Origin of the sequence: Xanthobacter albus (assembly GCF_043194895.2) — a bacterium.
Classification (GTDB): Bacteria; Pseudomonadota; Alphaproteobacteria; order Rhizobiales; family Xanthobacteraceae; genus Xanthobacter.
Genome location: NZ_CM195532.1, coordinates 2,477,800 through 2,502,153, shown reverse-complemented (window position 1 = coordinate 2,502,153; position 24,354 = coordinate 2,477,800). Strand labels below are relative to the sequence as shown.

Annotated in this window: 12 protein-coding genes and 1 CRISPR repeat array; of the genes, 5 read left to right on the top strand and 7 right to left on the bottom strand. The window is 68.9% G+C overall.

The annotated features are described in order from the left end of the window. The first annotated feature begins 5 nt into the window (after positions 1-5). A complete protein-coding gene (gene cas2, locus V5F75_RS11040) occupies positions 6-296 on the top strand; it encodes a CRISPR-associated endonuclease Cas2 (protein WP_394034898.1) in 291 nt (96 codons plus the stop codon). Between the two features lie 38 nt (positions 297-334). Next, positions 335-1,102: direct repeats of the CRISPR family, unit length 32 nt; unit sequence GTTTCTACCCACGCCTCCGCGCGGGAGGCGAC. Positions 1,103-1,474: 372 nt separating this feature from the next. Here the strand turns inward: cas2 and V5F75_RS11035 are convergent. Next, positions 1,475-3,205 (bottom strand): Na/Pi cotransporter family protein, encoded by a 1,731-nt coding sequence (locus V5F75_RS11035; protein ID WP_394034897.1) that lies wholly within the window; start codon positions 3,203-3,205, stop codon positions 1,475-1,477. A gap of 221 nt (positions 3,206-3,426) precedes the next feature. Here V5F75_RS11035 and V5F75_RS11030 point away from each other — a divergent pair, with 221 nt between their 5' ends. Further along, positions 3,427-5,457: a YgiQ family radical SAM protein gene (locus tag V5F75_RS11030; RefSeq protein ID WP_394034896.1), complete on the top strand. Its 2,031-nt coding sequence runs from the start codon at positions 3,427-3,429 to the stop codon at positions 5,455-5,457. Positions 5,458-5,497: 40 nt separating this feature from the next. Here V5F75_RS11030 and V5F75_RS11025 read toward each other — a convergent pair whose 3' ends face one another. Continuing rightward, complete coding sequence (locus V5F75_RS11025) at positions 5,498-7,003, bottom strand: RsmB/NOP family class I SAM-dependent RNA methyltransferase (RefSeq protein WP_394034895.1); 1,506 nt, start codon at positions 7,001-7,003, stop codon at positions 5,498-5,500. A 270-nt stretch (positions 7,004-7,273) separates the two neighbouring features. Between V5F75_RS11025 and V5F75_RS11020 the strand changes: the two genes are divergently transcribed. Beyond that, the gene (locus tag V5F75_RS11020; protein ID WP_509212058.1) at positions 7,274-15,664 is read left to right on the top strand and encodes an MBG domain-containing protein; all 8,391 of its coding nucleotides are present in this window, start codon (positions 7,274-7,276) and stop codon (positions 15,662-15,664) included. A 4-nt stretch (positions 15,665-15,668) separates the two neighbouring features. Next, on the top strand, positions 15,669-17,477 hold the full coding sequence (locus tag V5F75_RS11015; RefSeq protein ID WP_394036214.1) for a ShlB/FhaC/HecB family hemolysin secretion/activation protein: 1,809 nt from the start codon (positions 15,669-15,671) through the stop codon (positions 17,475-17,477). 369 nt (positions 17,478-17,846) lie between these two features. Here V5F75_RS11015 and V5F75_RS11010 read toward each other — a convergent pair whose 3' ends face one another. From V5F75_RS11010 to V5F75_RS10990, 5 genes are all read right to left on the bottom strand, one after another. Beyond that, positions 17,847-18,857, bottom strand: coding sequence for an ABC transporter substrate-binding protein (locus V5F75_RS11010; protein WP_394036212.1), 1,011 nt, complete (start codon positions 18,855-18,857; stop codon positions 17,847-17,849). Positions 18,858-18,880: 23 nt separating this feature from the next. After that, positions 18,881-20,041, bottom strand: a complete 1,161-nt coding sequence (gene ssuD, locus V5F75_RS11005; protein WP_394036210.1) for an FMNH2-dependent alkanesulfonate monooxygenase — start codon at positions 20,039-20,041, stop codon at positions 18,881-18,883. A gap of 126 nt (positions 20,042-20,167) precedes the next feature. Next, positions 20,168-20,614 carry an RrF2 family transcriptional regulator gene (locus V5F75_RS11000; RefSeq protein WP_394036208.1) on the bottom strand — a complete coding sequence of 149 codons (447 nt, stop codon included), beginning with the start codon at positions 20,612-20,614 and terminating at the stop codon, positions 20,168-20,170. 170 nt (positions 20,615-20,784) lie between these two features. Continuing rightward, positions 20,785-22,020 (bottom strand): acyl-CoA dehydrogenase family protein, encoded by a 1,236-nt coding sequence (locus tag V5F75_RS10995; RefSeq protein WP_394036206.1) that lies wholly within the window; start codon positions 22,018-22,020, stop codon positions 20,785-20,787. A 41-nt stretch (positions 22,021-22,061) separates the two neighbouring features. Further along, positions 22,062-22,406 (bottom strand): DUF3088 domain-containing protein, encoded by a 345-nt coding sequence (locus V5F75_RS10990; protein WP_394036204.1) that lies wholly within the window; start codon positions 22,404-22,406, stop codon positions 22,062-22,064. Between the two features lie 260 nt (positions 22,407-22,666). Between V5F75_RS10990 and V5F75_RS10985 the strand changes: the two genes are divergently transcribed. Next, positions 22,667-24,319, top strand: coding sequence for an ABC transporter substrate-binding protein (locus V5F75_RS10985; RefSeq protein ID WP_394036202.1), 1,653 nt, complete (start codon positions 22,667-22,669; stop codon positions 24,317-24,319). Positions 24,320-24,354: the final 35 nt, after the last annotated feature.

Below are 24,354 nucleotides of genomic sequence, written 5' to 3'. Positions count from 1 at the left end.
CGCGCATGATGGTGCTGGTGACCTACGATGTGCGCACGAGCACGCCCGGGGGCGAACGCCGGCTGCGCCGCGTGGCCAAGGCGTGCCGGAATTTCGGCCAGCGGGTGCAGTATTCCGTGTTCGAGGTGGAGGTGGACCCCGCGCAGTGGACCACGCTGCGGGCCGAGCTGGAAAGCCTCATCGACCCCGCGCACGACAGCCTGCGCTATTATTTCCTCGGTGCCGAGTGGCGCCGACGCGTGGAGCACGTGGGTGCGAAGCCCGCCGTCGACCTGAACGGCCCGCTCGTGATCTGACCGGCGCGCCGGCCGGCACGCCTCCCCACGGCCGACATATGTCGCCCCACGCCTCCGCGCGGGAGGCGACATGTCACCGCGAGGCCGGCGCCAAGCGCGAGTGGTTTCTACCCACGCCTCCGCGCGGGAGGCGACCCGGGGCTGGACCCGGATGCGTTGCGGCGGGCCATGGTTTCTACCCACGCCTCCGCGCGGGAGGCGACTTGGATTCCGCGCTGGCCATCCACTTCGCGATGTTGTTTCTACCCACGCCTCCGCGCGGGAGGCGACCTCGCGGGCCTTGAGCATGTTGTGGGCAAGGTCCGGTTTCTACCCACGCCTCCGCGCGGGAGGCGACTCCTCGGCGCTGTTGTCGGACCCGTAAACGGCGGTTTCTACCCACGCCTCCGCGCGGGAGGCGACTGCCGCATGATCGTGGGATGATGTTCGGCCATCTTGTTTCTACCCACGCCTCCGCGCGGGAGGCGACTCGCAGGACGACTCACGAGAGTGCAGCACGCCGATGTTTCTACCCACGCCTCCGCGCGGGAGGCGACGGCGATCCGCACCGCCAATCAGAGTGACCTTCAGTTTCTACCCACGCCTCCGCGCGGGAGGCGACGGCGGGGATATCTCCCGCGCGAGCGCCACGAGGGCGTTTCTACCCACGCCTCCGCGCGGGAGGCGACGGATGCTTGGGCGCAAATCCACGATGACGCTCGTTGTTTCTACCCACGCCTCCGCGCGGGAGGCGACGGCCATCCGCGCCCTTCTGGCCACGCGTCCCGGGCGCACGTTTCTACCCACGCCTCCGCGCGGGAGGCGACCGCTTTCGGATAGCCGGTTCAGATCAGGTTGGAAATGGCGCTGTTTCCGCGAACCTTGGGTGCGGGGGCGTGTTTGATCGGTGGGGCTTCCAGGGGCGCGGGGCGGATTTCAGGCGTTCCAATGCTTCACGGGCTGGTGCGAACCCGCCGGGGGAAGCGGGATCGCTTCGGGTTCGCGCGGCGTCGGTCAGGGTCGCCTCCCCGTGCGGAGGCACGGATCGAACCCGACCTTGACCGCGGTCAAGGTTCCCGCCCCGCGCGGGCGTGGGGCCTCTCCTCTGGTGCACAGCAGGCATCGCTCAGAGGGCCCGGAAACAGAGCCGGACCCTATGGCCTGTCATCTAAAGCCGGCGCTCAAGGCAGCCCGGCGGCTCAAGGGGCGCGTTGGCCGCCCGGCCCGGGTGCATCTTCATTCCGCCCGCCTACGCCGTTCTCCGGCTGGGGCCACGGGGCCGCATCGCCACGCGCGCCGCAGCCGAGGAGATGCGCCGACGAACGCCAGGCATGATGCGCGATCCGGTCGAGCCGCCGGGCGGCGTCGATCCGCGCGAAGGCATCCGCGGCGGTCAGTTCTCCCGGAGCGACGGAGGCGAGGGTCGCGGCGCGATGATCTTTCTGGAGAGCGTGGAGGTCTCGCGTCGCGTCCTCCATCTCGGAGAGCGCGGCGGCGACCTCGGGCGAAACGCTCCAGGCAATGGGCGCGGCCTGCGTGCCGAGAGCGGATTCGGACGTGATCGAGCCGCACACCGTCCGGGCCCCGCGCATCGCCAGCCGGCACAGCTCGACGGCGCGAAAGCCATGGGGATCGGACGGCGGGCTTCCGAAGCCGCCGTCCGCCAGGGTGTCCACAAGCCGGGCGGCATGATCGAGCGCGTGCAGCGTGCTGGTCATGCGGAGCCGCTCAGCCTCCGTTTCGGGCGGCTCCTTCAATTCGGAGAGGAAATCCTGCACCTCCGCGAGTGCCGCCGCCGCGGGGGCCGGAGTGGCGGGGCCGGCCTCGCCCGACAGCGCGGAGGACACTGCGGCGGCGGTCCTCCCGAGGACATCGGCGACAACGCGCCGGGCGGTTTCGACCGCGATGACCGGATTGACGAGCGCGCTCGGATCGAGGGCGCGCTCGAGCGCCGTCTCCCTGGAAGGCAGGAGCCGCTCGACGATCCCGGTGAACCACCGCGTCGCGGGCAGCAGCACAGCGACCCCCACGACATTGTAGGCCGTATGGTAGGCGGCAAGGAGCGTCATCCCGTCGACGGAGACGGCGAAGGACTTCATCAGCTCCGTGGTGAAGGGAAAGGCGACGACCGCGATGATCGCCGCAATGACCTTGAACAGCACATAAGCAAGGGCGAGGCGCTTGGCCGTCACGCTCGCGCCGATGGCCGCCAATGCGGAGCTCGTCGCCGTCCCGATATTCTGCCCGATGATCAGCGCCGCGCCCTGCTCCAGGCTCACCGCACCGGCATAGAAGGCGGAGATGGTGACGGCGATGGCCGCCGTCGAGGATTGCATGACCGCGGTCATGGCCAGGCCGACGACGATCAGGGTCGCGAGGCCGCCCGCCCCCGCGATCCAGCCGACCCCCGGCATGCCCACCACCGCGGGCAGGTCGGAGGGATGCAGGCTCTCCGCGAGGCCGCCCATGCCCTGCTGAAGGGTCGTCAGCCCATAGAGCACCAGCGCGAAGCCCGCCAGCGCGCCGCCCGCGGCGGCGATCCGCCCGCTTCCCAGAAGCCTGGCAAGCGCGCCGGCGAAGATCATCGGCAGCGCGTAGGTCGAAAGCGAGACGCGCACGCCGATCAGCGCCACGAGCCAGCCCGTGCCCGTGGTGCCGACATTGGCTCCGAACACCAGGCCCAGCCCCTGCGGAAAGGTCAGCAACCCGGCGCTGACGAGACCGATCGTCGTCATCGTCACCGCGCTCGACGACTGCACGAGCAAGGTGACGATCGCGCCCCAGAAGGCACCCGAGAGCGGCGAGGCCGCCGCCTTGCCGAGAACGGTGCGCAAGGCCGACCCCGCCAGCGCCTTCAGGCCGTCGGTCATGACGGTCATGCCGAGCAGGAACAGCCCGACGCCGCCGAGAATGGCTATTGCTATCGACATGGGTCCTACCCCGCCTGCGCTTCGGGCTCGCCGTAGTCATAGCGCCGGCGGGCCCCTTGCCGATAGCCTCTGCCTGCGCCGCGGATGAGCCGGAGGCACCTTGGCGCGCGCATCCGGCGCCTCGGCGCGAAGCCGCCGTCCGGTCACGGTCGAGGGCATGTGTCCAGGGCCGGGGCCGGTTGAGTTGAATTTGCCGCAGTGGGGTCTTATGCGTGGAGCCCATGGATGCCCCAGCCACCGAAAAACCCTTGAATTCACTGCCCTGCCGCCGACCCCCTTCCGGCAAGGCGGCGCCGTTCCTGCCCATGAGCCGCGCCGAGATGGCGGCGCTCGGCTGGGACGCGTGCGACATCGTGCTGGTGACGGGCGACGCCTATGTGGACCATCCCAGCTTCGGCATGGCCATCATCGGCCGCCTGCTGGAGGCCCAGGGCTTCAGGGTCGGCATCATCGCGCAGCCCGACTGGCAGTCGGCGGAACCGTTCAAGGCGCTGGGCAGGCCGAAGCTGTTCTTCGGCGTCACCGGCGGCAACATGGACTCCATGGTCAACCGCTACACGGCCGACCGCCGGCTGCGCCACGACGACGCCTATACCCCCGATGGGGAAGGCGGCCGGCGGCCGGACCGCTCGACCATCGTCTACACGCAGCGCTGCCGCGAGGCGTTCAAGGACGTGCCGGTGGTGCTCGGCGGCATCGAGGCCTCGCTGCGGCGCATCGCCCATTACGACTACTGGTCCGACAAGGTGCGCCGCTCGATCCTGGCGGATGCCAAGGCGGACCTGCTCGTCTACGGCAATGCCGAGCGCGCCATCATCGAGGTGGCGAACCGGATCGCCGCCGGCGAGGCGCCGCGCGATCTCGATTCCATCCGGGGTGTCGCGCTGTTCCGACGCGTGCCCGCGGGTTACACCGAGCTGCACGCCGACGATCTCGACGCGGCTGACGAAGGCGCCGCGCGCCGCCCCGGCGATGTCGTGATCCGCCTGCCGGCCTACGAGCAGGTGGAGCAGGATCCTGAAGCCTATGCCCGCGCCTCGCGCGTGCTGCACCGGGAGAGCAACCCCGGCAACGCCCGCCCGCTGGTCCAGCGCCACGGCGACCGCGACATCTGGCTGAATCCGCCGCCCATCCCGCTGACCAGCGAAGAGATGGATTCGGTCTACGATTTGCCCTACGCCCGCGCGCCGCACCCCGCCTATGGCGAGGCGAAGATCCCCGCCTGGGACATGATCAAGTTCTCGGTGACCATCATGCGCGGCTGCTTCGGCGGCTGCACCTTCTGCTCCATCACCGAGCACGAGGGGCGCATCATCCAGAACCGCTCGGAAGGCTCGATCCTGCGCGAGATCGAGCTGATCCGGGACAAGACTCCGGGCTTCACGGGCGTGATCTCGGACATCGGCGGGCCCACCGCCAACATGTACCGGATGGCCTGCAAGGACCCGAAGATCGAGGCCGCGTGCCGGCGGCCGTCCTGCGTCTTCCCGGACATCTGCCCGAACCTGAACACCTCGCACGACGACCTGATCCGCCTCTATCGCAAGGTGCGCGAGGTGGAGGGCGTGAAGCGGGTGATGGTCGCCTCCGGCGTGCGCTATGATCTGGCGGTGAAGAGCCCGGAATATATCAAGGAGCTGGTGACCCATCACGTCGGCGGCTACCTGAAAATCGCGCCCGAGCACACCGAGCGCGGCCCGCTCGACAAGATGATGAAGCCGGGAATAGGAGCCTACGACCGCTTCAAGGAGATGTTCGACGCGGCCGTGAAGCAGGCCGGCAAGAAATACTATCTCATTCCGTATTTCATCGCCGCGCATCCGGGCACGACCGACGAGGACATGATGAACCTCGCGCTTTGGCTCAAGAAGAACCGCTATCGCGCCGATCAGGTGCAGACGTTCCTGCCCTCGCCCATGGCCACGGCCACCGCCATGTACCACACCGGCGTCAATCCGCTGCGCGGCGTGCGGCACGGGGCAAGCGACAAGGTGGTGACGGTGAAGGGGCTGCGGCAGCGCCGGCTGCACAAGGCATTCCTGCGCTACCACGACCCCGACAATTGGCCGCTGCTGCGCGAGGCCCTGAGGGAGATGGGCCGCGCCGACCTCATCGGCTCGCGCCCCGACCAGCTCGTGCCGGCGCACCAGCCGCCCGGCACCGGCAAGGCCGCGGGCACGCCGCGACCCGTGCGCCGCCCCGGCGGGACGCAGCGCTTCACCACGAAGGGCGTTCCCATGAAGAAGAAGTGAGCGGGCAGGCGGGGTGCCCCGCCCTCCCCCGCGCCCGGACTTACTCGGACGATGGCGTGTCTTCGGCCGATGGCGCGGCTTCCCGCTGCATGACGGCGGCGAAGAAGCCATCCATATCGTGCTGCGCGGGCGTCAGCGCCAGGTAATCCGGATGCGCCGAACCGGTTAGCTGCGGCGCGACCTCGCGCAGCGGCACCACATGGAATGCAGGATGCGCCGCCAGGAAGGCGGCCACCTGCTCCTCGTTCTCCTCAGCCAGCATGGAGCAGGTGGCATAGACGAGCCGCCCGCCGGGCTTCACCAGCCGCGCCGCGCTTGCAAGAATACGGGCCTGAAGCGGCAGGAGATTCTCAAGCCCCGGCCCCAGCACGCGCCAGCGCGCATCGGGATTGCGCCGCCACGTGCCGGTGCCGCTGCACGGCGCGTCGACCAGCACGCGATCGAAACCGCCCTTGTGGCGCTTCACCCAGCGATCCGTCTCGCTGGTCAGGGGCCGCGTCTCGATATTGTGCAGCCCGGCCCGCCGGAACCGCTCGGCGGCGCGCTTCAAGCGGGTGGCGAGGACGTCGCAGGCGATGACATGGCCCTTGTTCGCCATCTGCGCGGCGATGGCCAGCGTCTTGCCGCCGGCGCCGGCGCAGAAATCCACCACACGCTCCCCCGGCCGCGCGTCCACCACCATGGCGACAAGCTGCGAGCCCTCGTCCTGAATCTCGACCTCGCCGCTTTTCAGCATGGTCAGGCGGGCCAGTGAGGGGCGCTCATGCACGCGAATGCCGTAGGGCGCCATGGAGGACATCTCGGCCTCGAGGCCGAGATCCCGCAGCGCCCGCAGCATGGCCTCGCGCGTGGACTTGATCGGGTTGACGCGCAGATCGAGCGGGGCGCCCGTCAGAAGCGCGTCCATCTCGCGCCCGAAGGAATCCTGGAAACGCCGCCGCAAAGGCGCGGCGGCCCAGGATGGACACTCGAAGCGCACGTCGTCCGGCATGGCCGGATGGTCGATGGCGCAGCCCTGCAGCTTCACCAGCAGCGCGCGCTCGTGGTCCTTCAGGATGGCCGGCGCGAATCTTCCGCCGTTGAACAGGCCCTGGACCTGATCCGGCGTCTTGCCGCCATCGAGCGCGAGCCATGCCAGCAGCCGGTTGCGCGGCGTGTCCGGGCGTCCGTGCTTCGCCAGCCACCAGCCCAGCCGCGCGTAATGCCGGAGCAGGGTGTAGAGCAGTTCGGAAATACGGCCCCGATCCGCCTCACCGAGGTCGCGGTGGGCCCGAAACCAAGCCGAGACGACAGCATCGGCGGGGCGCGCGACACTTTCGACTTCATGCATCAGATCGAGAATAGCTTGCAGGCGTGCGGCAGGGGTCACGGAGAGGCGATCAGGCTGGGAAAAGGGGCGGCACCATAGAGGACGGCGCGGCTTTTGACCATTGGCTCGCAGTCTCGCCGGTTTCCCCAGCAAAGGGCACCACCGCGTGGACTTCCTCCGCGCAGCTCGCCAATCCGCCTCGCGCGACGATGGAGGGGGAAACGACCGATGGGGCACGCCCTCAACTCAACCTCAGGGTATCCCTCTACACGCGCTAGGGGAATGGCCACTCTAAATTGCGTCAGCTAAGGTATGAATCCTTACCATCCGGGGGATGGCGCGCGCATCGGGGGACAGGATGGTCGGCAGGGGGCCCGACGGTCGGGCATGTCGCGACGGCGCAGTGGCGCCGTTTCGTGTTTCTGGCACGCGCCCTGGCGCCGCCTGCCGGACGAAGCCCCGGCCTCGCGGCACGCGGCCCCTGGTCGAATCGGCACGAGACCTGACATGATCGGCATCACTTTTTTCGTGCCGGGCCCGGCACGCGTGATCCGCCGCCGGACCCTGGCACTGCTGTCGGGTTCGGCACTGGCCGTCGCCGCGCCCCACGCCTTCGCGCAGAGCGTTCTCCCCAGCGGCGGCGCGGTGGTTTCGGGCCGCGCGGCGATCTCGTCACCCTCCGCCTCCAGCCTGCTGATTACCCAGTCGTCGCGCAACGCCATCATCAACTGGGGCTCCTTCTCCCTCGGCGCGGGCACCGACGTGCGCTTCGAGAACGGCACCGGCGCCACCCTCAACCGCGTCACCGGCTTTTCCCCGTCGCAGATCGACGGCAGCCTTTCCGCCTCCGGCAGCCTCTATCTCGTCAATCCCAACGGCATCACCGTCGGCCCCACCGGGCAGGTGACCACCGGCGGCAGCTTCGTCGCCTCCACCCTTGATGTCTCCGGCGCCGAGTTCAATGCCGGCGGAGCCATGACCTTCCGCGGATCGAGCCCCGCGAGCGTGATCAATTACGGCACCATCGGCGCGCTGGGCGGTGACGTGGCGCTGATCGCGCGCCAGGTCGAGAACGCGGGCACCATCACCGCGCCCAACGGCACGGTGGGCCTCGCGGCCGGCTATGAGGTGCTGGTGCGGGACGCCGCCCTCTCCGACGGCAAGTTCGTGGTGAAGGTGGGCGGAGCGGACACCAGGGCCAAGACCTCCGGCGTCATCAAGGCGGCGGAAGTGGAGCTGAAGGCCAACGGCGGCAATGTCTATGCGCTGGCCGGCAATACGGACAGCATCACCAAGGCGACCGGCGTTTCCAGCAAGGGCGGGCGCATCTTCTTGACCGCCGGCGACGGCGGCACCGTCACCGTCGGCCAGAAGGTGTCGGCGCGGGCGGCGGCGTCCGGTGGCAAGGCGAAGGGCGGCCAGATCCGGGTTTCCGGCGGCACGGCGAAGGTGTCGGGAAAGCTCGATGCGGCCGGCGAGGGCGATGCCGGCGGCACCATCGTGGTGACGGGCCGGGACATCACGCTCGCCTCCGGCGCGAGCCTCGATGCGAGCGGCACCACGGGCGGAACCGTGCTGGTGGGCGGCGACTACCAGGGCGGTTATGACGCCACGACGAAGTATCTCGCCGAGGACGTGGCGACCGCGCAGACGGTAAGCGTGGACGCGGGCGCGGCGATCCACGTGGACGGCACGGCGGGCGCGGGCGGGCGCGCCGTGGTGTGGTCGGATGCGGGGACCATCTTCAACGGCACCATCACGGCCACCGGGGCGGGGAGCGGAAATGGCGGGCAGGTGGAAACCTCCGGCCATGTGCTTTCGCTCGGTTCCGAGGTGTTCATATCAACGCTGGCGGAGAAGGGCGCGACCGGGACGTGGCTGATCGATCCCTACAACGTGCTCATATCGACCGGCGCGAGCAGCAATGTCAGCGACAACCAGACCGGCTCCACCTCCACCTGGACGCCGATCGCCAGCGGCAGCACTATCAACACGAACAATCTGGAAATTGACCTAGCCACCTCCAATGTCATCGTGCAGACGAACGGCGCCGGGTCCGAAGCCGGCAACATCTTCGTCGTCGCGCCGATCACCTGGGGCAGCGGCAATACCCTTACGCTCAACGCCGACGCCACGAGCGGTGGCATCGTCATCGACGCTTCCATCCGCGGCCTGAACTCGGCCAGCAGCCTCGTGCTCAGCGCCGGTGCCGGAGGCATCTTCCAAACCGCGGCCATATCGGCCGGCACGGTGACCGCCACGGCCACGAACGGCGGCTCGGTCCATCTGGCCAACGGCGCCAACCTCGTCTCCACGCTCGGGGCCTCCGGCGCCGCGGGGTCGTTCGCCTTCACCAGCGGGCGGGCGCTGACCGTCTCGGGGCCGATCACGAGCGACGGCACGCTGTCGCTCACCACCACCTCGGGCGACCTCACCGTCAATGTGGCGCTCGCCGACAGCCACGCGAATTCCAGCCTCACGCTGTCGGCCGCCGGCAGCCTGATCATCGCCAGGGACATCACCCAGAGCGGCAGCGGCGCCGCCCTCAGCCTTTCCTCCGGCAGCGGCTATGCGCTGACGAACGGCGCGCGGGTGTCCCTGCCGGACAGCGGCGCCTCGCTCACGGTCAACGGCCAAGCCTACACGCTCATTCACGATGCCTCCGCGCTGCAGAGCCTGGGCGCTTCGGGCTTCTACGCGCTCGGCAACGACATCGACGCGTCGGCCACCGCGAGCTGGAACGGCGGCGCCGGCTTCGCCCCCGTGGGCACGCTTGCGACGCCATTCTCCGGCACATTCGCGGGCCTCGGCCATTTCATCGACAGCCTCGCCATCAATCGCCCCGGCACCAATGTGATCGGGCTGTTCGGCGCCGCGAATGGCGCCATCCTGCGGGATTTCACCCTGTCCAACATTGCCGTCACCGGGCAGGCGCGGGTCGGCGCGGTGGTGGGCGATGCCTTCAACTCGAATCTGAGCAACATCCACGTCACGGGCCGGGTCACCGCATTCCAGGAGGCTGGCGGCATCACCGGCTGGCTTGGGGATTCGACGCTCTCAAATTCGTCTTCGGCGGCATCGGTCTCGGCGACGGGAGACAGTATCGGCGGACTTGCGGGCTACGCCTATTATGCTTCGACGATCAGCAATTCTTATGCTACCGGCGCGGTGAGCGGCGCCAACAACGTGGGGGGTCTCATCGGCAGGAGCCTCGCGGGTTCTCCGCTCGCACTGACGAACGTGTACGCCAGCGGCCACGTCACCGGGACCAGCGGCGTGGGGGGATTCATCGGGGAAATCGACTCGGGCTCGGTGAACCTCGCCAATGCCTATTGGGATTCGAACTCCAGCGGGCAGCCCTACGGCATTGGCAGCGTTCCGGGTGCAACGGTGTCCGGCACCCTCACGGACATCGCCAGCGCGCCACGAACGCAAAGCAGCTACAACGGTTTCGATTTCGCCAGCACCTGGGTGCTGATCGCGGGCGAGACGCGGCCCATGCTGCGCAGCGAATATTCAACGGTGATCGCCACCCCGGCGGCGCTGCAACTGATGTCGCAGGACCTTTCCGCCAGCTACACCCTGGGCGCCAACCTCGACATGGCAAGCGCCCTCGCCGCGGGCGCCGGCGGCTATTATGGCGGACTCTGGGGGGCCTCGGGCTTTGTCCCGGTCGGCGACGGCGGCTCACAGTTCGCCGGCAGCTTCAATGGCCAGGGCCATGCCATCGCCGGCCTCGCCATCAATCGCGGCGGCACCGATTATGTCGGCCTGTTCGGCTACACGAGCGGCGCCACCGTCGGCAACGTGACGCTCTCCGGCGGCAGCATCATCGGTCGTGACGATGTGGGGCCGCTTATCGGCTACATGATGGGCGGCTCGGTGTCCTCCGCCTCGGCCAGCGCGACAGTGTCCGGGCAGGCCACGGGCGAGGCCAATACGGGCGGGCTCATCGGCGCCGTGAATGGCGGCGCCGTCAGCGGATCGTCCGCAAGCGGCAGCGTGACCGGCGCCGGATACCAGATCGGCGGCCTGGTCGGTTATCTGACCAATGGCGGCACCATCATCCAGTCCCATGCCACCGGCAGTGTGACCGGCACTTCCACGAGCGCCGGCAATGGCTATGTCGGCGGCCTCGTGGGCGCCAACGGCTTCAGCGGAGACGGCGGAACCATCTCGCAGTCCTACGCCGCAGGAACGGTCACCGGCATCTCGGGCCCAATCGGCGGCTTTGTGGGACATAACGAAGGAACGATCACCGATTCCTATGCCACAGGGCGCGTGATCGGCCTTGGGACCGCGAGCAATATCGGCGGCTTCGTCGGTGTGAATTACGTCAACGGTATCATCAGCAACGCCTATTCCACGGGCTATGTGACCGGCACCGCGACGGCCGGTGGCTTCGCCGGCTACAACAACAACAGTGCCTCGGCGATCACCAACGCCTATTGGGACACGCAGACCAGCGGCCAGTCGACCGGCATCGCAGGCGGCTCCGGCAGCGCCACCGCCCGCACCACGGCCCAGTTGCAGGGCAGCCTGCCGGCAGGCTTCTCATCCTCCATCTGGGGAACCGGCACCAACCTCTATCCTTACTTCACGTGGCGCTATTCCACGACGCCGGTGGCGATTTCCGGCATCGCCTATTGGGACACGGGAACGACAGCCCTGGCGGGAACGACGGTAACCGGCCTGTCCGCGGGCAGCGCGCTCGGCAGCGCGGTGTCGGGCGCCAACGGCTATTATTACATCCTCGCCCCGGCTTCGGCGCTCGCGGCCACTGGCGTGATGACCTATCTGGACAACGGCGCCGCCAAGGGGGCCGCCTTCTCCGACATCATCGGCACCAATGGCGTCCAGAACGTCTCCATCCATGGAACGGCCGTCCATGTCATCACCGGCGCGACGACGCTGACGGCGACGCAGGCCAATTACCTGGCGGCGCGCGGCAGCTATGCGGACAGCGATCTGTCGTTCCTCTCGTCCGCGTCGTTCGCGCCGCTGACCCTGAGCGCCGGCTACGGTGTTTATCTCAATGCCGCCGGCAACTATGCGCTCGACGCCAATCTCGGCGCCTCGGGCCCGCTGACCATCGACAGCGGCGGCGCGTTCAGCGTCAGCGGCGCGGTCACCCTGTCGGCCGCCGGCGCCCTCACGGTCGTGGATGCGGTGTCCTGGTCCGACGCATCGAGCCTGACTCTCTCCACCACCGGCGGCGGCAACATCAGCCTCGGGGGCGCCGTCAGCGGCACGGCGGGCTCGCTCGTCATCGCGGGGTCGGGCACGGCGACCTCGTCGAGCGCGGTCGATGTGAGCGTCTTCCGGCTCACCGGTGGCACATGGAGCCAGGTCGCGGCCACCCTGCCCGCTTTCGCCGCCACCAATTTCGCCCTCGGCAGCGGCGCCACCTTCCTGCGCGCCACGGGCGGCGACGGCGCGGCGGCGACGCCTTACCAGATCGCGGACCTCTACGGCCTGCAGGGCCTCGCCTCCAGCGGCCTGCTGGCGCAGAATTTCGTGCTGGTGGACGACATCAACGCGGCGCCGTCGTCCGGCTGGAACGCCGGCGCGGGTTTCCTCTCCATCGGCGACGCCACCACCGCATTCACCGGCAGCCTCGACGGCGCTGGGCACACCATCAGCGGCCTCGCCGTCAATCGGCCGACCATCTCGGCCGGCCTGTTCGGCACCATCGGCGGCGGCGGCAGCGTGAGCAACCTTACGGTAGCGGGCGCGGTGAGCGGCCTCGACGCGGGCCTGCTCGCCGGCACCAATGGCGGCACCGTCAGCAACGTCGCGACATCGGGCAGCGTCGACAATGACGGCGCGGCGAGCGCGGGCGCGCTGGGCGGCATCGCCGGCACGAACAGCGGCACCATCACCGGCTCTTCCTCCTCGGCTACGGTGAGCACCACGGACGCCAGCGCGGCCGGCGGCCTCGTCGGCACCAACACCGGCACGGTGAGCGCCTCCTTTGCGCAAGGCGTGGTGCAGGTGGGGGATGACGGGCGCGCGGGCGGCCTCGTGGGCTACAATTCCGCCGGCACCATCAGCGGCTCCCTCGCCACCGGCGCCGTCACGGCGGGCTTCGGCATCACCGGGACGGCCGGCGGCCTCGTCGGCGTCAATTCCGCTGCCATCACAAATAGCTACGCCACCGGCAACATCACCGGCGGGGCCACCGCGGGCGGCCTCGTGGGCGTGAACAGCGGCACGGTGGCGAACAGCTACGCGTCCGGCACCCTGCCCTCGGCCGCGGCGCCCTACGGCGGGCTCATCGGCAACAATGCCGGCACCGTGACGGCAAGCTTCTGGAACATGACCACCTCGGGCACCGGCCTTGGCGTGGGCGTGGGCTCGGCCAGCGGCGCCACCGGCCTCTCCTCCACCCAGATGACCTCACTCTCCACCTTCACCGCCGCCGGCTGGGATGTGGACGACGCGGGCGGAACATCCGCCGTCTGGCGCATCTATGACGGCTTCACCGCGCCGCTGCTGCGCGGCTTCATGGCCGGCCTGACGGTCACCGGCGGCAACGGCACCAAGACCTATGATGGCTCGGCCACCTCCACGGATGTCGGCACGCTCGTCTACAGCCCGGCGGGCTACACCACGGCCCTGGTGTCCGGCACGGCCGCCTACACCGCCTCCAGCGCCGATGCGGGCACCTATTCCGGCGCGGGGCTGAAGCTCTCGGGGCTGTATTCGAGCCAGTTCGGCTACGACATGTCCTTCGTATCCGGCACGCTCGTCGTCACCAGGGCGGCGCTTACCGTCACCGCCAACGACGCCGGCAAGGCCTTTGATGGCGCCGCCTATTCCGGCGGCAACGGCGTGACCTACAGCGGCTTCGTGGGCAGCGATACGGCGGCGAGCCTCGGCGGCACGCTGGCCTATGGCGGCACGGCCCAGGGCGCGGTGAACGTGGGCAGCTATTCCATCACGGTCTCGGGCCTGACCTCCGCCAACTACAGCATCGCCTACGCGCCCGGCGCGCTGACCATCTCTCCGGCCGCGCTCACGGTGACGGCGAGTGCACAGACGATGCATTATGGCAACGCCGTGCCGACGCCCACCTATGGGATCACCAGCGGGGCGCTCTATGGCGGCGATACCCTGACCGGAGCGCTGGCGACGCCTGCCTCGTCCACGTCCGACGTCGGCACCTACGCCATCACCCAAGGCACGCTCGCGGCATCTTCCAATTATGCGCTGACCTATGTCGGCGCGAACGTCACTGTCACGCCACGGCCGATCACCGTCACCGCCGACGCCAAGTCCATGATCTATGGCGACGCGGTGCCCGCGCTCACCTATGCGGTCGGCGGATCGGGCTTCGTGAACGGCGACACCCTCTCGGGCGCGCTGGCGACAGCCGCATCGTCCGCCGCCAGCGTGGGGGCCTATGCCATCACGCAGGGCTCGCTCGCGGCATCCTCCAACTATGCGCTGACCTATGTCGGCGCGAACGTCACTGTCACGCCACGGCCGATCACCGTCACCGCCGACGCCAAGTCCATGATCTATGGCGACGCGGTGCCCGCGCTCACCTATGCGGTCGGCGGATCGGGCTTCGTGAACGGCGACACCCTCTCGGGCGCGCTGGCGACAGCCGCATCGTCCGCCGCCAGCGTGGGGACCTATGCCATCACGCAGGGCTCGCTCGCGGCATCGTCCAACTATGCGCTCACCTATGTGGGCGCGAACGTTGCCATCGCCGCGCGTCCCATCACCATCGCCGCCGATGCGAAGAACATGATCTATGGCGACGCGGTGCCGGCGCTCACCTACACGGTCGGCGGATCGGGCCTCGTGAACGGCGACACGCTCTCGGGCGCGCTGGCGACAGCCGCATCGTCCGCCGCCAGCGTGGGGACCTATGCCATCACGCAGGGCTCGCTCGCGGCATCCTCCAACTATGCGCTCACCTATGTGGGCGCGAACGTCGCCATCGCCGCGCGTCCCATCACCATCGCCGCCGATGCAAGGAACATGATCTATGGCGACGCGGTGCCGGCGCTCACCTACACGGTCGGCGGATCGGGCCTCGTGAATGGCGATGCCCTCACGGGGGTGCTGGCGACAGCCGCATCGTCCGCCACCAGCGTGGGCGCCTACACCATCACCCAAGGCACGCTGGCGGCATCGTCCAACTATGTGCTGACCTATGTCGGCGCGAACGTCGCCATCGCCGCGCGTCCCATCACCATCGCTGCCGATGCGAGGAACATGATCTATGGCGACGCGGTGCCGGCGCTCACCTACACGGTCGGCGGATCGGGCCTCGTGAATGGCGATGCCCTCACGGGGGTGCTGGCGACAGCCGCATCGTCCGCCACCAGCGTGGGCGCCTACACCATCACCCAAGGCACGCTCGCGGCATCGTCTAATTATACGCTGACCTATGCGGGCAACTCCGTGACGGTGAACCCGCGCCCGCTTGTCGTGACCGCCGACAACCAGAGCCGGCGCGAGGGGGCCGGGAACCCGGTCTTCACCTACGAGCTGGGCGGCCTGGGCCTCGTCAATGGCGATGTGCTCACGGGCGCGCTCACGAGCCCCGCGGACGACACTTCGGCTGCCGGGCGCTACCCCATCCTGCAGGGCAGCCTTTCGGCGTCCGCGAACTATGCTTTGACCTATGTGCCCGGCACCTTGACGGTGGTCGGCACCACCGCGCCGACGCAGGCCCGGCCGGATTTCGTGGAGACGAGCGTGGCCGACCAGTATGTGGAGACGCTCGACACCTGGAGCCTGATCTCCGTCCTGGATCATCCGCAGCAGGGGCCGCAGCCATTGGCCTCGTGTGGCGGCTCGTCATCGGGCAACCCATGCGCCTTCCTGCCGACGCCGGACAATCTACCGGCCGGCCCGTGGCTGAGCTTCGGGGGGCGCTGAGCCGATGGCCGTTTCCGCACGCAAGATGAAGAGGCCCGGCGCGCTCGGCATGCTGGCCCTCGGCGGCATCTCCCTCAGCGCTCCCGCCCTCGCGCAGGTGATCGCGCCGGTGGAGCGCAACCTGCCGCCGGTGATGTCCGGCCAGGGGCGCCTCATCATCGGGCCGCAGGATCTCGCCGGCAGCCCCGACGATACACCCCTCGGCGTCGCCCTCTCCGGCATCAGCCTCATCGGGCCGAAGGAAAGCGTCGCCGGCAGGGCCGGGCGCGGCATCCGCATCGGCGCCGTCGGCGACATCGACCGCGTCGCGCTCGAGACGGCGCTCGCCCCCTTCATCGGCCAGCCCCTGTCGCGCAAACGCATCTCCGACATCCAGGCGGCCATCGCCAAGGTCTACCGGGCCGCGGGCTATCCCTTCGTCTCCGTCACCCTGCCGCCGCAGGAGGTCACCGGCGGCGTCCTCACGCTGCGGGTGGTGGAGTTCCGCACCGGATCGGTGAAGGTATCGGGCGCGGAACCAGGCACCGAGGCGGGCCTTGCCGCCCGCGTGCGCGCGGCACCGGGCCAGCGCATCGCCGCCGAAGCCCTGGATGAGGATCTCGCCTGGCTCAACCGCTATCCCTATCGCGCGGTCAATGGCGTGTTCGCGCCGGGTGATGAGCTGGGCCTCAGCACGCTCACCCTGGAGGTGACACCGCAAAAACCCTGGCAGGTGTTCGCCGGCTGGTCCAATACCGGCACCCACACCACCGGCTTCGACCGCTATTACGCTGGCTTCGGCGCCGCCGTGTTCGGCGTGCCGGAGAGCTTCCTGTCCTATCAGGTTACTGGCAGCCCCAATTTCTGGAGCGATCCCGCCTCGGTGGGCACCGGGCCGGACCAGCCCAGCTATTACAGTCAGGCGGCGCGCTTCGTCGTCTCCACCGGCGCACGCCAGGGCATCGAGATCGTGCCGAACTATGTGGCCACGCGCCAGAACGGTTCCGCCGGCCTCTTCGCCTATGACAACACCACGCTGGAGATCCCGGTCTATTACCGCACGGCGATCTCCAATCTCGCGCCCGGCCTCTATGCGGGCGACCTGATCCTGGGGGCCGCCGGCAAGACGGTATCGCGCACCAGCTATTTCACCGGCGAGAATATCGGCGGGGCGGACGCGGAGCTGTTCGAGCTGATCGCCGGCTGGTCCATCTCGCGCGCGGACCCCTACGGCACGACGAGCCTTGACCTGAAGCTCATCGGCAATCCGGGCGGGGTGATCGGCGGCAACACCGGCGCGAACTGGAGCCGCTATAGCGGCGGGCGCGTCACCGACGTGACCTATCTCTACGGCACCGGCGACCTCAACCGGGTGACGCGGCTGCCCGCCGGGTTCAACTGGGTGAGCGAGCTCTTCGGAACCGCGGCCGGCCAGCCCTTGCCGGATACGGAGCAATTGAGCCTCGGCGGGCTTTACGCGACGCGCGGCTACACGCTGGACGATGCCACGGTGGACACCGGCCTCGTGTGGCGCAACGAGCTGCGCGCGCCCACCTTCGCGCTGCTGTCCACCTTCGGCGCCGCGGGCGTCGGCGACCAGGTCTCGCCTTATGCCTTCGTGGACCTCGGCTGGGGCCGCGCCTATGGCTATGAGGGCGTGCTGGGGCCGGTTCCGCGGAACGACTATTCGCTGGCGGGCATCGGCCTTGGCGTGGACTACACGCTGGGCCGCAATTTCACCGCAACCCTCGTCGGCGGCGTCGCCCTCACCGACGCCACCTACACCCAGGCCGGCGACTTCACCTTCCAGGCGAGGCTCTACGCCAGCTATTGAGGGCGACCTGCCGGGACGCCCCGCGCATTTTCATCCGCGCGGCCGGCACCCGGCGGATGAGACGACCGCCCACCTGTTCCATATCGTCCAGCAGGCGCCGCAACGCGACGCCTTGAGCGCAAGCCCCTGATGGTCCGCCTTGTGGCGGCATCGCAGGGGCCGTGTCCGAGGCACAGCGCCCACGTCGCGCTTGCCCGCTCCAGCCGAGGCAGATCCCCCGGCCGTGGGGTGCAGCTCACTGTGCGTTTTTCGGGGCCACCTCACCTGCCCTCCTCCTCCACCGCCCCCCGCGTCGCCATGTCATCAAGCGTGCGGCCGCGCGTGGCGAACCCCGGAGGGCGTGGACTGCGGGCATTGATGAGGTGGGCCTCACGAGCCGGAGGCAGCGTGCAGGTCCGGGAAGGTGAAGTCCTTGAAGCTTTCAGGCTTCGCCTTGATGGCGCCGATGCTGTTCATGAAGTCCGCGAACTTCAGCGTGCCGAGCGGAACGAGAGTGTAGCGTGTATCCGGGTCCGACAGCACTTCCGTGACGAAGGCAGGGTCGAGCTTGGATTGCTCCGCCTTCACGTAGATCTCGGCGGCTTCGGCCTTGTGCTCCTCCACCCATTTCGTCGCCTCGGTGAAGGCATCGAAGAAAGCCTTGTAGGTCTTCGGATTGGCTTCGCGGAATTTCACCGTCGTGTAGGCGACGGTCGGCGTGATCGGGCCGCCGAAGATATCGTAGGAGGAGAAGACCTTGTGGACCTTGGGGTCCTTCAGCGCGCGGTTCTGGAACGGCGGATTGGACAGGTGCGCGGTGATCTCCGTGCCGCCGGCGATGAGCGCGGCGGTGGCGTCGGGATGAGGCAGGGTCACCATCAGGGGATCGAGCTTCCGGGCGTTGCCGGGGCCGAACGCCTGCTCCGCGGCAAGCTGGAGGATGCGCGCCTGCACGGAGACGCCGGCGGCCGGCGTCGCGATCTTGTCCTTCTCGGTGAAGTCCTTGATGGTCTTCACATTGGGATTGTTGGTGATGAGGAAGTTGGGCTGGGCTCCGAAGGCGCCGATGATCTTCACCTCGTTGGCGGTGCCGCGGGTGCGATCCCACAAGGTGAGGAAGGGGCCGATGCCGGCCGAGGCGACGTCGATGGCGCCGGAGAGCAGAGCGTCGTTCACGGCCGAGCCGCCCGAAAGGCGGGTCCAGTCCACCGTGATGTCGATGCCGAGCGCCTTGCCGTGCTTTTCGATGAGGCCCTTCTCTTTCATGACATGGAAGGGCGTGTAGAGGGTGCCGAACTGCTGGGCGATGCGCAGGGTGCCTTCGGCCACGGCCGGAACGGCCGAGACACCGAGGGCAAGGGCGAGCGCGACGAGACGGCCGAAGGCGCGGCGGGTGGTCATGGCGGGAATCCTTCTTCCGGTGCTCAGGAGGCGGCTGCGAGGTGCGGCTCTGCGCCGTGCGAGCCGACGGCGAATTCGTTGACGATGTTGTCGGAGACCTTGCGGCGGCGGCCGTCGATGCCAAGCTCGGGGAACAGCAGCTCCGCCGTGCGGTAGGCTTCCTCAAGGTGGGGATAGCCCGAGCCGATGAAGGTCTCGATGCCGATCTCCTGATATTCGCGAATACGGGCGGCGACGCTTTTCGGGTCGCCCACCAGGGCGGTGCCGGCGCCGCGCCGGACCAGGCCGACGCCCGCCCACAGGTTGGGCGCCACCTCCAGTTTCCTGCGGTCGCCCGGCTGGAGGGCGGCCATGCGGGCCTGCCCCACCGAATCCATCTCCTCCTTGAAGCGCTTCTGGGCGTTTTCGATCTGTGCATCGGAGACACGCGAGATGAGCTTCTCGGCCGCGGCCCACGCCTCGGACTCCGTCTCGCGCACGATGAAGTGCACCCGCAGCCCGAACTTGAGCGTGCGGCCCCGTGCGGCGGCGCGGGCGCGCACGTCGGCAAGCTTGTCCTTCAGCAGATGCGGCGGCTCGCCCCAGCTGAGGTAGACGCCGACATGCTCCGCGGCCACCTCGTGGCCCGCCGGCGAGGAGCCGCCGAACCACAGCGGGGGATGGGGCTGCTGCACCACGGGGAAGTCGAGCCGGCCGTGCTCGACCCGATAGTAGCGCCCGGTGAAGTCGACCTTCTTCCCGCCGACGAGATCGCGCCAGATGGTCAGGAATTCCGCCGCCTGGGCATAGCGGGCATCGTGGTCGAGGAAGATGCCGTCGGCGGCGAGCTCGGCCGGGTGGCCGCCGACCACCACGTTCAACAGGAGGCGACCGTCGGAAAGGCGGTCGAGCGCCGCAGCCTGCCGCGCGGCGAAGGCGGGAGAGGTGACGCCGGGCCGCAGGGCCACCAGGAACCGAAGGCGCTCTGTGGTGGTGGCGAGGCCGGCGGCGGTGATCCAGCTGTCTTCACAGCTCTGGCCGGTGGGCAGCAGGACGCCCTTGTAGCCGAGCCGGTCCACCGCCTGGGCGACCTCCCGGAAATAGGCGAATTCCGGCGGCCGCTGCCGCGTCTCCGAGCCGAGATAGGCGCCGTCGCCGTGGGTGGGAATGAACCAGAAGAAATCCGGGCTCTGGGAAACGCTCATGGGGGCAACCTCCGACCCTGGCGAGGATGCCGGCCTGAGGCGCATTATGTCAATTTATTTTATAGATATACTATATTCTATATCGATGCAGCCCTCTCCCTCCCGACGGAAGCCGGCGCCGCGCGATCAGATGTAGTCCACGAAGGCGGCCAGGGCCTCGTGGGAGAGGTCGCGCATCTGGGCGAGGGTGGTGGTGTCGAGCACGGTGCCGACGGCGTCGCGCACCTGCACCATCAAGAGGCGAACCTCGCAGCCCTCGACGTCGCAATCGGCGCACCGCTCGTAGGCGTCCCGGCTGGCGCAGGGGAATGCGGCGAGCGGGCCATCGAGCGTGCGGATCATGGCGCCCACGATGATCGTTTCGGGCGCCAGCGCGAGGCGATAGCCGCCGAGCTTGCCCTTGCGCGAGGCCAGGAAGCCCGCGTGTCGCAGCTCGCTCAGGATCACGTCGAGGAATTTCTTCGGGATGCGGTTGGCTCCGGCGATGTCGGAAACCTGCGTGAACACGCCCGGCGGCAGCCGCGCGAGATGAACGGCGGCCTTCAGGCCGTACTTGCCTTTCTTCGTCAGCATGCCGCGCTCCTTTCTCGTCCGTCGCAGCGGGGCCGCGGCGCGGGCGTTGCGGGCCCGATGCCGCAGGCGCCCGCGGCGCAGCCGATGGTTCGGCGGGCGACGGGGCGGGAGGCTGGGCACGGAAGGCGCGGACGCCCGGCCGGAGGCATGGGGGCTCTCTCCCGCCGGCGTCAGCTGCCTGCTGGCGCCGGGGCACCCACGCGGTAGGGCGCCGGTGGCGCGGCGCCGTTCACCGCGAAGTCACCGACGATGCGTTCGCGATAGATGCGCGGATTGTGGGAGGAGAGGGTGCGGGCATTGCGCCAGTGCCGGTCGAGACCGACGCCGCGCTTGGCGGACGATGCGCCGAGGGCGTCGAACAGAAGCGTCGTCGCGTCCAGGATGAGGGAGGTCACCACGGTCACGGCCTGGTTCACCTCCAGGTCGGCCACGGCGACGGCGGCATGGGGCCCCTCCGTCGCCTCATCCTGCCGCGTCTCATAGACACGCTGCAGGGCCTCGGCCGCCCTGAGCACGGCAGCGCCGGCACCGTAGGCGTTGGCGCGCACGCGGCCCACGACCTGCAGGATCTGCGGATCGTCGCTGACGCGGGCGGCATTGCCGTGGCTGAACACGCGCGTGCGGGCGCGGACCAGCCGGGCCACGTCGCCCGCCGCCGCGCGGCCGATGCCGGCGAGGGTCGCGAGGTGGACGAGCTGGTAGAAGGCCACGGAATAGCCGAAGCGCTGGCGCTGCGGGTTCACGTGATCGTCGGAGAGAAGCACGTCCTTGAATCGCGCGGTGCCGGACGCGGTAAGCTGCTGGCCGAAGCCGTCCCAGTCGTCGACGATGGTGACGCCGGGGGCGTCGGTGGGCACCTGGGCGAGGATGAAATCGCCATTCTCGTCGTCGGCGCCGAGATTGATCCAGTCGGCGAAGAGCGAGCCGGTCGTGTAGTATTTCTCGCCGTTGAGACGCCATGCGCCGTTCTCGCGCACGAGGCGGGTGGAGAAATGCCCCACCACGTTCTCCGCCTCCGAAAAACCGCTGCCGGCGGTTTCGCCGGCCGCGATGCGCCGGACCCAGCGGTCACGGTAGTCCTGGAAGGGCGAATTCAGCACCTCCTCGGTGAAGCCGAAATGGGCGCGCAGCGCATTGGTGACATTGGGATCGGCCTCGCCAAGCTCGATCAGCAGGTTGAACAGCTCCGGCAGGGTGGCCCCGAAGCCGCCCTCGGACTGGGGCAGGCGCAGGGTGGTGAAGCCGGCCGCCTTCAGCGCGGCGATCTCCGCGTGCGGCAGGCGGTGGGCCTGCTCGCGCTCCACCGCGCTCTCGCGGATGGTGCGGAAGAGGGGACGGAAGCGGCCCGCCAGTTCCTCGTAGCGCACCGAGGGGCCGGCGCCCCATGCCTCGTCGATCTGGGTCATGGTCTGGTCCTTCTGGGTGGGGCGGGCACCGAAATCCGGCGTCAGTGGGGGAAGGGCACGCCGTGTCGCTCGGCGATCACTTCCAGAATGCGGCGGGTATCGGCGACGAAGCGCAGCGCGCCATGGCTGAGGGCGTCGTCCGGCGGCGGCGCGCTGTCGCCGAGGAGCAGCACCGGCAGGCTCTGATTCTCTTCCCCGATGAGCGCCACGACCGGCGCACGCGGCCGGGCGAACGGCACGCGCACGACCTCGATCGCCTCGGCCAGCGCGGGATGGGAGGCAAGCACCCCCTCCACTGCGTTGCAGTGCGGGCAGAAGTAGGCACGGCCGGGATGGGCGGGGTCCTCGAAGCCGGGGGAGATCAGGAACAGGCGGTCGCGGCTCATGTCTGTGTCATGCCTTCGCGTGCGCGCCGGCATGGCGCACGCGCCCGCCGGACGGAGGAAAGAGCCGGACCCGCCTGCGGGCGGGGTCGGCACGAGGGGCCCGGTGGCGCGCCGCGGCGGCTGTCTCCGAACCGCGCGATCCAACGAACGCCTCATAAATACACTTAATGTATCGATTTTATATAAAATAAATTGACGAAATGGCCCGAGGTCCTATCGTCGGGGCTGTGATCCACCGCCGATGGAGATGGCGAATGCCCATGCCGACCCGTTCCGTGGAGCCCGATACGCCCCTTGGTGGCAACGGCGGAATTGCCCGTCGCTCGGTGCTCCTGGGCGCCGCTGCGCTGCTGCTGGGCGCCGGGCACCGGCCCGCGTGGGCGGCCGAGGCCGCGCCGGGCCCGGCCTCGGGGCCGGTGAGGGGCGGTGTCCTGCGCTTCCTGGTGGAGCACGAGCCCTCGACGCTGGTCACCATCGCCCACACCGCCGGGCCGACGCAGCGCGTCTCGCCGAAAGTGACGGAGGGCCTGCTCACCTACGATCTCGACTTCAACCCCCGGCCCGCATTGGCGACCGAGTGGAGCGTGAGCCCGGACGGCCTCAGCTACGTCTTCAAGCTGCGCGAGGGGGTGCGCTGGCACGACGGCCAACCCTTCACCGCCGAGGACGTGGCCTATTCCATCAAGCTGCTCAAGGAGGTTCATCCCCGCGGCCGCGGCACCTTCGCCGCCGTCACTGCGGTGGAGACGCCCGATCCCCACACCGCCGTCATCCGCCTTTCAAAGCCGGCGCCCTACCTTCTCACGGCACTCGATGCCAATGAATCGCCCATCGTGGCGAAGCACATCTACGAAGGCACGGACCCGCTCACCAACAAGAACGGCTCCGCGCCTGTCGGAACCGGCCCCTTCATCTTCCGGGAATGGGTGCGGGGCAGCCACATCATCCTTGATCGGAACCCCGATTATTGGGACGCGGGCAAGCCCTATCTCGACCGGGTGGTGCTGCGCTTCATCGCCGACCAGAGCGCGCGCTCGGCTGCGTTCGAGGCGGGCGAGCTGGACCTGGCGGGTGGCCCGCCGGTGCCCTATGCGGACCTGGCGCGCGTGTCGGCGCTTCCGGGCCTCGGGGCGGAGAAGCGCGGCTACGAATACGCCGCGCGGATGACCCAGCTCTACTTCAATTTCGAGCGGCCCCAGTTGCAGGACCGGCGGGTGCGTCTCGCCATCGCCCATGCCATCGACCTTCAGAAGCTGCTGGACGTCGTGTATTTCGGCTACGGCGAGGTCGCGGCCTCGGTCATCAGCCCCAATCTGAAGGCGTTCGTCGATCCGTCGATCAAGCCCTACGGCTACGACCTGAAGGCCGCGAACCGCCTGCTCGACGAGGCCGGCTATCCGCGCAAGGCGGATGGCACGCGCTTTCCGCTGCGCCTGTATGCCAACCCCTTCAACACGCAGGCGGCGGGCGATTTCGTGAAGCAGTCCCTGGCCAAGGTCGGGATACCGGTGGACTTCCAGTTCTTCGATTTCTCCACTTACATCCAGAAGGCCTATACCGGGCGCGACTTCGACATCACGCTGGAGTCCCTCCAGAACATCTTCGATCCCACCCTGGGCGTGCAGCGCACCCTGTGGTCGAAGAATTTCCGCGTGGGCCTGCCGTTCTCGAACGTCTCCCACTACGGCAATCCGGAGGTGGACCGCCTGCTGGAGGCGGCGGCGGTGGAGCCTGATCCGCAGGCGCGCCGGCAGCTCTGGTTCGACTTCCAGCGGGTGGTGCACGACGACGTCGCCGCCCTCGGGCTCATCGCCCCCGACGGCGTGACCGTCTACAACGCGAAGGTGAAGAACCACACCATCGGCGTGACCGGCGTCGATGCCTCCTTCGCCGACGTCTACATCGAGGCGTGAGCCATGACCCGCGACGCAGATCCCCGGCGCGGATG

Coding starts and splice junctions, on each gene's coding strand:
- cas2 (WP_394034898.1), top strand. CDS start 6: ATGATGGTGCTGGTGACCTACGATGTGCGCACGAGCACGCCCGGGGGC.
- V5F75_RS11035 (WP_394034897.1), bottom strand. CDS start 3,205: ATGTCGATAGCAATAGCCATTCTCGGCGGCGTCGGGCTGTTCCTGCTC.
- V5F75_RS11030 (WP_394034896.1), top strand. CDS start 3,427: ATGGATGCCCCAGCCACCGAAAAACCCTTGAATTCACTGCCCTGCCGC.
- V5F75_RS11020 (WP_509212058.1), top strand. CDS start 7,274: ATGATCGGCATCACTTTTTTCGTGCCGGGCCCGGCACGCGTGATCCGC.
- V5F75_RS11015 (WP_394036214.1), top strand. CDS start 15,669: ATGGCCGTTTCCGCACGCAAGATGAAGAGGCCCGGCGCGCTCGGCATG.
- V5F75_RS11010 (WP_394036212.1), bottom strand. CDS start 18,857: ATGACCACCCGCCGCGCCTTCGGCCGTCTCGTCGCGCTCGCCCTTGCC.
- ssuD (WP_394036210.1), bottom strand. CDS start 20,041: ATGAGCGTTTCCCAGAGCCCGGATTTCTTCTGGTTCATTCCCACCCAC.
- V5F75_RS11000 (WP_394036208.1), bottom strand. CDS start 20,614: ATGCTGACGAAGAAAGGCAAGTACGGCCTGAAGGCCGCCGTTCATCTC.
- V5F75_RS10995 (WP_394036206.1), bottom strand. CDS start 22,020: ATGACCCAGATCGACGAGGCATGGGGCGCCGGCCCCTCGGTGCGCTAC.
- V5F75_RS10990 (WP_394036204.1), bottom strand. CDS start 22,406: ATGAGCCGCGACCGCCTGTTCCTGATCTCCCCCGGCTTCGAGGACCCC.
- V5F75_RS10985 (WP_394036202.1), top strand. CDS start 22,667: ATGCCGACCCGTTCCGTGGAGCCCGATACGCCCCTTGGTGGCAACGGC.